Below are 7,090 nucleotides of genomic sequence, written 5' to 3'. Positions count from 1 at the left end.
TGCTGATCGAATGGCGCGAAAGCGACGACCGCGTTTACATGAACGGTCCGGTCGAACTGGAATCGGATATCGGAGGTAGTCAGATTCGGCGCCAAACCATCCGCACATCAGGCATTTTTTCTTCGTTCCGCTGGCCATCCGTGAGTTCCACCTGTTCGAACCCGAATCGAACATAGAAGGCGCGTGCCGTGTTATTGCGCTGGAATGTCCAGAGCTGCAGAGTGCTGGAAGCCGCTTGGACCCGGCGCAGCAATTGCGAGCCGGTACCGTCTCGCCAGGCATTTGGTGCCACATAAAGGTGATTCAGCCAGCCATCCGCATACGCGACGAACCCGGCCACCTGGCCCAACTTGTCAGCGACGATAACGGTCTGGCTGGGTAAGACCTGGTCGTGGAAGAATTCGAGGACTTCGTGTGGTGAATGGATGACGGGCAGCCAAGGCATTGCCGCTGCACGCGAAGCCCTGTGAAGCCTTGCAATGGCCGGCGCATCTGACACGGACGCTTGTCTGAACAGCAATGAATTTGCCTCGCCTGAACTGGCGATACTGTAGTCTCTTTTTGTGCTTCCTAGAGCCCCTAACTGGTCGAATACCTTGATTCCCGACCCATCCGGCGCGATGTGCGCTGCACGAGAACGCCATGACGGACCCGAAAGCCCCCTCCAGCCCGACGCTTATTACGCTCGGATGCCGCCTCAACTCTTATGAGTCCGAGGTGATGCGCGGCCATGCGGCTGATGCAGGCCTCTCTGATGCGGTGATCGTCAACACCTGCGCGGTGACGGGGGAGGCGGTGCGCTCCGCCCGGCAGGCCATCCGCCGTGCGGCGAAGGATCATCCGGGCGCACCCATTCTCGTGACCGGCTGCGCTGCCCAGATCGACCCCGACATGTTCGCCAAGATGCCGGAAGTCACTCGTGTGATCGGCAATCATGAGAAGATGAAGGCCGAGACCTGGAAGCCGGTAGACCTGCTCGGCGGGCACGAGAAAGTCCGCGTCAACGACATCATGTCGGTGAAGGAAACCGCCGCCCACCTGATCGACGGTATGGACGGGCGCGCGCGGGCCTATGTTCAGGTCCAGAATGGCTGCGACCACCGCTGCACCTTCTGCATCATCCCTTATGGCCGCGGGAATTCCCGCTCTGTCCCGGCGGGTGAAGTGGTGGACCAGGTCCGCCGCCTCGTGGAGACGGGCCATTACGAAGTCGTGCTGACAGGCGTGGACCTGACGAGCTGGGGCGCGGACCTTCCGGGCACGCCGCAGCTCGGCAATCTGGTCCAGCGCATTCTGAAGCTGGTGCCGGAGCTGAAACAGCTGCGCATTTCCTCCATCGACGCCATCGAGATTGATGACGCCCTGTTCGAGGCGATAGGCGAGCCGCGCCTTGCACCCTTCATGCACCTGTCGCTTCAGCATGGGGACAATCTCATCCTGAAGCGGATGAAGCGCCGCCATTCGCGCGATGATGCGATCGCGCTGGCAGAGCGGCTTCGCAGCTTGCGTCCGGATATCGCACTCGGTGCGGACATTATCGCTGGGTTTCCTACAGAGACTGAGGCTCATTTCGAGAACTCGGTCCGTCTTGTGGACGATTGCGGCCTCGCCTTCCTGCACGTCTTTCCCTACAGCCCGCGCCCCGGCACGCCGGCCGCCCGGATGCCACAGCTGGAGAAGGCCGTTATCAAGGAGCGCGCCGCGCGGCTGCGGGAAGCGGGCGAAAACGCCCTCAAAACCCACTTTTCGCGCCATATTGGGGAAATGCGGGAGGCTTTGGTCGAGCGAGAGACCGCGGCTCGCCTGGCGGACTTCACCCCGGTAAAACTGTCGCGCGACCCCGGCCAAGCTGGACGGCCCGTGCGGGCCCATATAACCGGGCATGACGGCAGGCAGCTGATCGGAGAAATAGACGCATGATCCTCTGGTTCGGGAAGAAAAAGAAAAACGAGGAGATGCAGGCGGCCGGTGCGGAGATGGCGTCGCCGGAGCTGTCGGCGGAAGAGATCGCCGCGAAAGAAGCTGTCGAAGCCGAAGCGGCGAAGGCCGCTGCCGAAAAGGAAGAAATCGAACGCATCGTCGCCGAGGCCAACAAGGCCTGGGAAGAGCGTCAGGCCCGCGAAGCCGCCGAGGCCGCCGCTGAAGCAAACCGTCTCGAAGAGGAGGCCCGCCGGGCAGAGGAGGCTGCGGCTGCGGCAGATGCCGAAGAAGCCGCCCGTCTGGCTGAAGAGGTCGAGAAAGCCCGCAAGGCGCGGGAAGAACGCGCAGCCCAGCAGGCCAAGGCTGAGGCCGAGCTGAAACTGCTGGCCGACCGGCGCGAGGCGGAACGCCTTCGCGCCGAAGCCGAGGCCGCCGCCCGCGCGGCCATGGAGGCGGAAGCTAACAATCCGGGCTTCGTCGCCAAACTGGGGCAGGGCCTGTCGCGCTCCTCCTCCCGTCTGACGGAAGGCCTCGCCGCGCTTGGCCGCCGAAAACTCGATGACGACACGATTGAGGAGCTGGAAGACCTTCTGATCACGTCCGATCTCGGCTCCAAAGTCGCGGCCCGGGTGACGAAAAACCTCGCAAAAGAGCGGTTTGACCGCGAAATCAGCCCCGAAGAAATCAAACTCGCTCTCGCCAGCGAAATTTCGGACGTGTTGAAGCCGCGCGAAAAGATTGTCGATTTCTCCGAAGGCTCCAGCCCGCGCATCGTGCTGTTCGTGGGCGTCAACGGTTCCGGCAAGACGACGACGATTGGCAAGATCGCCTCGAAACTGAAAGAGCAGGGCGCGAAGGCCTTGCTGGTGGCGGGCGACACGTTCCGCGCCGCCGCGATTGAGCAACTGACCGTCTGGGGCGACCGGGCCGGGATACCGGTCATGTCCAAGCCGACTGGCGCCGATGCGGCGGGCCTTGTCTATGAGGCCATCGAAAAGGCGAAGGCGGACGATCTGGATCTCGTCCTGATCGACACCGCCGGACGCTTGCAGAACAAGACCGAGCTGATGTCGGAGCTCGAAAAAGTCGTCCGTGTCATCAAGAAGCTGGACCCGACGGCGCCGCACGATGTGATCCTCGTCCTTGATGCGACAGTTGGCCAGAACGCGCTCAGCCAGGTCGAGGCCTTCCGGAATACGGCCGGCGTGACGGGGCTCGTGATGACGAAGCTTGACGGAACGGCGAAAGGCGGCGTTCTGGTTGCGATCGCCGAGGCGTATGACCTGCCGATCCACTTCATCGGCATAGGTGAAAAGGCAGAAGACCTCCGCCCATTCAGTGCGGAGGCCTTCTCGAAAGCCCTCGTGGGGGTCAGCACCTAAGCGATTTATTCTGCTGCTTCGGCGGATTCAGCCTCATCATCGAATATCTCCTCAATGCTGCGCCCGAACAGGCGGGCAATGGCGAAGGCCAGCGGCAGGGACGGGTCATACTTCCCGGTTTCGATGGCGTTGACGGACTGGCGGGATACATCGAGCCGGTCGGCCAGTTCAGCCTGGCTCCATCCTTTTTCCGTACGTAGAATGCGGAGAATGTTCTTCATACCCAGCTTTACACCGTCCGGCCAAAACATTCCGGCAGGCGCGCCAGGCCGAAGGCAAAGAAGAATACCGGTCCGAACCAGAACACCTCGATGTCGCCGATCACGTCGAAAATCTGCAGGAAACCGACCAGAAACAGGAGGCCGGAGGTGATGAGGCCCGCATCCCGCAACGCTTTCAGATACCGCATGCGCGTATATTCATCCGTTTCATCGGTCTGGCGACGGATGGCGTAAAGGACGATGAAGAGCGGCAAGGTCGCGGCAATCGCGCAAGCGGCATTCAGCCAGTCCGGCGCCTTGTCATCATCGATCAGAAATTTCGTACCGAGAATGATCGCCACGTATACGGCCATCATCGGCCAGAACAGGAAACGATATCGGCGGTTTGCTGTGCGGAATCCGCGGGGCTGGGCCATGAGAGAGCTCCTATTGTCAAGTTACCCTGACAATATGACAAGCAAGCTGGCGATTATGTACTTGACACACCACACCGAGATTCCTAAATATGAATCAAGGAGTTAGGCCATGTCCATTCTTTCCAAGCCCTACTTTCACGACGAAGCCGCTGCTTTTGAGCACATTGAGTCCATTCTCTGGGCCAATGGCAGGGTTTGCCCGCACTGTGGAACGGTGGACAATTCCTACCCGCTGAAAGGCGTTCGCTCTAAGCCGAGCCGTAAGAGCCCGGAAGGTGTGGAGCGCCACGGCCTTTACAAGTGTGGTGACTGCCGGAAGCAATTCACGGTTCGCAAGGGCACGATCTTCGAGGAAAGCCACCTGCCGATGCACAAGTGGCTTCAGGCCATCTACCTCCTTTGCGCCAGCAAGAAGGGCTTCAGTGCCCACCAGATGCACCGCGTTCTGGAAGTGCAGTACAAAACGGCATGGTTCCTCTGCCATCGCATCCGCGAGGCAATGCGCTCCGGTGAGCTCGCCCCGATGGGCGGTGGCGGTGGCGACGTTGAAGTCGATGAAACCTTCATTGGCGTGGACAAGGATGCCAATACGGACGTGAAGGCCCCCAACTGGGTCCAGCGTAACAAGGTTCTTACGCTTGTGGACCGCACGACCGGCCAGGCACGCAGCGTCGTGATCAACGACCTGAAGGCTTCTACGATCCTGCCGATTGTGCAGGCCAACGTTGCCAAAGAGGCCCGCATCCTGACGGACGAAGCCCCACGCCTGAAAGTCGTCGGCAACAAGTTCCGCAAGCACGAGAGCGTAAACCATAGCGCCAAGGAATACGTCAGCCTCACGGATCGCACGATCCACACGAACACGGTGGAAGGCTACTACAGCATCTTCAAGCGCGGCATGAAGGGCGTGTACCAGCACTGCGGTAAGCAGCACCTGCACCGCTATCTGGCTGAGTTCGATTTCCGTTATAACAACCGTTCCGTAGTCGGAGTGGAAGACTTGCACCGCGCGACCATTGCGTTGCGGGGTGTCACCGGAAAGCGGCTAAAGTATCGACCGCAAGAATGTTGCTGAAAGAATGATTGTAAGTGACCGATCTGTCCGGAATATTCGCGGCAAATACAAAACATTCGACGAGTCAAGCCCTAAATGGTATGATTCGCACATGAGCTTTGATCCTGATCGGCTTCAATATGCAGTGCCGCGCAGCGACTGGAGACAGCGCTTTCGCGAATTAGTCCTGTACATCTGCAAGAAATGCGAAAATCAAGAATATTTCGGCGCTACTAAGCTAAACAAAATTCTCTATTACAGCGACTTCGCTGCTTACCAGAGACTGGAACTTCCAATAACTGGAGCGGCTTACCGCAAACTGAAATTTGGACCAGCTCCTGAGGCAATGGTGCCAATTCGTGATGAAATGATTGAGAACGGATTGGTTCGTATTGATGAACGAAACTATCCAAGTAATCGCAATGAGAAGCGGCTCATCGCGCTCCGGGAGCCTGACGTATCCTTGTTCATCAGGGCAGAGATCGAGATCGTTGACGAGATCATTGAAAAGTTCAAACACAAAAATGGAACTGAAGTTTCCGACCTGAGCCACGATATTCGTTGGAAGACGGTCGAAATGAATACACTCATGCCATATGACATGGTGTGGCTATCGGACGAGCCGGTTACTCAAGAAGACATAAAACGAACGAGAGAATTGGCGAAACAGTATGGCTGGGCATAGGCCGAGCGGTTGGGAGATTATTGAAGAAGAATCTTTCCAAATCGGGGTGGCCGGACTTGGTGGATCTCGGTTTGTTGATGAGGCTCTGCAATCACTTACAGCGTCACTCCTTAGCAATCCGCTTGGGTTTCCAGAGATTCCGGGTTTCCCTGACATTAGAATTGCGAAAACCAATGTTGTCATCAGCGTCGTGTTAATTCCGGCTCTGGTTGTGCGTTTCAGAGTGGATGATCGGCAGCGGAAAGTGTTTCTGTTGCACATCGAGCGTCGCGATCCTGACGATATCAGGGATGAATTTGATGACTAAGCAACCTAGCCAACTTGATAAGTTCAAAGAAGCTGCCCGCGAAGCCGAGGCGGACATGGACGAAAAGTCTTTCGACCAGGCACTAGGCAAGCTGGCGAAGTCTGAGAAACCCGAGCGTTCACCGCGGATCAACGATAAGCATGCTAAGAAGAAAAGTCAGAAGTCTTAGCGGTCCGACCTAGGAGGTTTGTTTTGGACGTTTTCCGGATCAGTAAGCGCGACATTGCTATGTACAACGGCGGCTTCTGGACTGGTCTCGCTGCTGGTGTCATCGCGGTTAGTGGGTTCGTCATCCTCTTCGGCGTCGTCTCTATCGGTTGAGAGTTGCTCAGCTACTTCGGCTTGGGCCACAGCTTCGGTCCACATGAGGTTTATTTCAGTCCGATTGATCGTCATTAGAGATCCGCCCGAACACCGCTGAAGTAGCAGCATGAGAAAAATCATCAGCGCCACATAGGTGTACTGGCCATTGCGCGCTCTTCTTATAACGGCCCCCAATTCCGGGGAGATCTCTGCAACCGCGTCAATCAGCTCTGGTTCATCAAGCTTTCCGCGCTTGGCCTTTTCCAGAACGGAATGAAGGTTTCGCCGCTGTTTTCTGTTGAGGGGCCGGAAGGCTTTGAGGGTTTCGCCCACAAATTCATAGGTTCCGTCTATTACGAAGGCGGGCCCATGACACACAGGGCAAGTTTCGCAGGCATCTGAAATCGTCACAGACGTATCGGCGAAATACATTTGCCGGGATGTGAACCGATACCCGCAATTCTCGCAAACCATAGGAACTGACATGGAGTTTCCCCATGGATTGCTTCTCTAGAAGCCACCCCTACCTTTTTGCATGCTCTCAAGTAGCATTCGGAGCGATTGCATCTCCGTGTGTAGGCCATGAAGATTGTCCGCTATGGCCTCTAAGGCTTCTAGCTGACGCTGCTCTGTTGAGAGGGTGGCCCGGTGTTTCACCAGAGCGGCAGTGCGATGGGGATCAAAGCTCATTCGAGCCTCCTGTTAGTTTAGCCCCGACTGCAAGTGACAGGAAATAGAATCTCGATTCGCTTGGGTGAGTCAAATACATAATCGCCAGCAAGCTTTACTTTGTCAAGCGAAC

The 7,090-nt window shown here is 57.5% G+C and carries 10 protein-coding genes; 6 read left to right on the top strand and 4 right to left on the bottom strand.

Translation table 11 applies throughout. The features are described 5' to 3' along the window. Positions 1–79 precede the first annotated feature (79 nt). The gene (locus HY26_RS18715; RefSeq protein ID WP_081812900.1) at positions 80–445 is read right to left on the bottom strand and encodes a GNAT family N-acetyltransferase; all 366 of its coding nucleotides are present in this window, start codon (positions 443–445) and stop codon (positions 80–82) included. Positions 446–642: 197 nt separating this feature from the next. On the opposite strand from HY26_RS18715, the gene mtaB reads away from it, so the two are divergent. Further along, positions 643–1,920, top strand: coding sequence for a tRNA (N(6)-L-threonylcarbamoyladenosine(37)-C(2))-methylthiotransferase MtaB (gene mtaB, locus HY26_RS18710; protein ID WP_112074340.1), 1,278 nt, complete (start codon positions 643–645; stop codon positions 1,918–1,920). Beyond that, the gene (gene ftsY, locus HY26_RS18705; RefSeq protein ID WP_112074339.1) at positions 1,917–3,302 is read left to right on the top strand and encodes a signal recognition particle-docking protein FtsY; all 1,386 of its coding nucleotides are present in this window, start codon (positions 1,917–1,919) and stop codon (positions 3,300–3,302) included. Before mtaB ends, ftsY begins: the two co-directional genes overlap by 4 nt. Positions 3,303–3,307: 5 nt before the next feature. Here the strand turns inward: ftsY and HY26_RS18700 are convergent, their stop codons facing one another. Beyond that, positions 3,308–3,523 carry a helix-turn-helix transcriptional regulator gene (locus HY26_RS18700; RefSeq protein ID WP_034760937.1) on the bottom strand — a complete coding sequence of 72 codons (216 nt, stop codon included), beginning with the start codon at positions 3,521–3,523 and terminating at the stop codon, positions 3,308–3,310. A gap of 8 nt (positions 3,524–3,531) precedes the next feature. Next, on the bottom strand, positions 3,532–3,939 hold the full coding sequence (locus tag HY26_RS18695; RefSeq protein WP_112074338.1) for a hypothetical protein: 408 nt from the start codon (positions 3,937–3,939) through the stop codon (positions 3,532–3,534). A gap of 109 nt (positions 3,940–4,048) precedes the next feature. On the opposite strand from HY26_RS18695, the gene HY26_RS18690 reads away from it, so the two are divergent. The 4 genes from HY26_RS18690 (at position 4,049) to HY26_RS19160 (ending at position 6,154) form a co-directional block, all read left to right on the top strand. Next, positions 4,049–5,014, top strand: a complete 966-nt coding sequence (locus HY26_RS18690; protein ID WP_112074337.1) for an IS1595 family transposase — start codon at positions 4,049–4,051, stop codon at positions 5,012–5,014. A gap of 91 nt (positions 5,015–5,105) precedes the next feature. After that, positions 5,106–5,678 (top strand): Panacea domain-containing protein, encoded by a 573-nt coding sequence (locus tag HY26_RS18685; protein WP_158531560.1) that lies wholly within the window; start codon positions 5,106–5,108, stop codon positions 5,676–5,678. Further along, on the top strand, positions 5,665–5,985 hold the full coding sequence (locus tag HY26_RS18680; protein ID WP_112074335.1) for a hypothetical protein: 321 nt from the start codon (positions 5,665–5,667) through the stop codon (positions 5,983–5,985). The genes HY26_RS18685 and HY26_RS18680 overlap by 14 nt, the downstream gene beginning before the upstream one ends. After that, on the top strand, positions 5,978–6,154 hold the full coding sequence (locus tag HY26_RS19160; protein WP_199288566.1) for a hypothetical protein: 177 nt from the start codon (positions 5,978–5,980) through the stop codon (positions 6,152–6,154). Before HY26_RS18680 ends, HY26_RS19160 begins: the two co-directional genes overlap by 8 nt. Here the strand turns inward: HY26_RS19160 and HY26_RS18675 are convergent. Continuing rightward, positions 6,151–6,720: a hypothetical protein gene (locus tag HY26_RS18675; RefSeq protein WP_146740278.1), complete on the bottom strand. Its 570-nt coding sequence runs from the start codon at positions 6,718–6,720 to the stop codon at positions 6,151–6,153. The two genes, HY26_RS19160 and HY26_RS18675, sit on opposite strands and share 4 nt — an antisense overlap. Positions 6,721–7,090: the final 370 nt, after the last annotated feature.

The sequence above is a fragment of the Hyphomonas sp. GM-8P genome (genome assembly GCF_003263315.1).
GTDB lineage: Bacteria > Pseudomonadota > Alphaproteobacteria > Caulobacterales > Hyphomonadaceae > Hyphomonas.
Note: the sequence above shows the minus strand (reverse complement) of the source record. Positions and strands in the feature narration are given on the sequence as shown.

Coding starts and splice junctions, on each gene's coding strand:
- HY26_RS18715 (WP_081812900.1), bottom strand. CDS start 445: ATGCCTTGGCTGCCCGTCATCCATTCACCACACGAAGTCCTCGAATTC.
- mtaB (WP_112074340.1), top strand. CDS start 643: ATGACGGACCCGAAAGCCCCCTCCAGCCCGACGCTTATTACGCTCGGA.
- ftsY (WP_112074339.1), top strand. CDS start 1,917: ATGATCCTCTGGTTCGGGAAGAAAAAGAAAAACGAGGAGATGCAGGCG.
- HY26_RS18700 (WP_034760937.1), bottom strand. CDS start 3,523: ATGAAGAACATTCTCCGCATTCTACGTACGGAAAAAGGATGGAGCCAG.
- HY26_RS18695 (WP_112074338.1), bottom strand. CDS start 3,939: ATGGCCCAGCCCCGCGGATTCCGCACAGCAAACCGCCGATATCGTTTC.
- HY26_RS18690 (WP_112074337.1), top strand. CDS start 4,049: ATGTCCATTCTTTCCAAGCCCTACTTTCACGACGAAGCCGCTGCTTTT.
- HY26_RS18685 (WP_158531560.1), top strand. CDS start 5,106: ATGAGCTTTGATCCTGATCGGCTTCAATATGCAGTGCCGCGCAGCGAC.
- HY26_RS18680 (WP_112074335.1), top strand. CDS start 5,665: ATGGCTGGGCATAGGCCGAGCGGTTGGGAGATTATTGAAGAAGAATCT.
- HY26_RS19160 (WP_199288566.1), top strand. CDS start 5,978: ATGACTAAGCAACCTAGCCAACTTGATAAGTTCAAAGAAGCTGCCCGC.
- HY26_RS18675 (WP_146740278.1), bottom strand. CDS start 6,720: ATGTATTTCGCCGATACGTCTGTGACGATTTCAGATGCCTGCGAAACT.